Source organism: Affinundibacterium nitidum, from assembly GCF_014284155.1.
Lineage (GTDB): Bacteria > Pseudomonadota > Gammaproteobacteria > Burkholderiales > Burkholderiaceae_D > Undibacterium > Undibacterium nitidum.
In genome coordinates this window covers 1-456 of sequence record NZ_JACOFZ010000035.1, presented here as the reverse complement: position 1 = coordinate 456, position 456 = coordinate 1, and the positions used below count along the sequence as shown (strand labels likewise).

General features: G+C 53.5%; 1 protein-coding gene. It reads left to right on the top strand.

All coding sequences use genetic code 11. From position 1 onward, the window contains the following. Positions 1–11 precede the first annotated feature (11 nt). The coding region (locus H8K36_RS18925) for a VCBS domain-containing protein (RefSeq protein WP_222611290.1) at positions 12–456 on the top strand (445 nt) is incomplete at its 3' end.

Genomic DNA, 456 nt, shown 5'->3' with positions numbered 1-456 from the left:
TAGGTGACACCTTGACAGCTTCAGTGGTGGGTTCACCCGTAGTGCAGTTGAACGGTGTGAACTACACCTTGCCAGCTAGTGCGACAGCATTGACGGCAGCAGGTGCATTCAGCATCACGCCAACGACTCAAACGTCGAATGGCGGTGCAGGCACAGCGATTGCATACACCTACGATCCAGCAGCTGCGAACTTAGACTTCTTGCGTGCAGGTCAAAGCTTGACGATCACTTATCAAGTGAAGGTCAATGACGGTACAGCAGACTCCGCAGTGCAAGACGTGACGTTCACGATCACCGGCGCGAACGATGCGCCAGTGTTGACGGATACAACGAACCCAACAGCGATCGTAGAATCTGCAGACGCTTCTGCGCAGAACTTGGCTCCAATCACAGGCAGTTTCGCCGTCTCTGATTTGGATATCGGCGATACCTTGACTGCTTCAGTTGTTGGCTCAC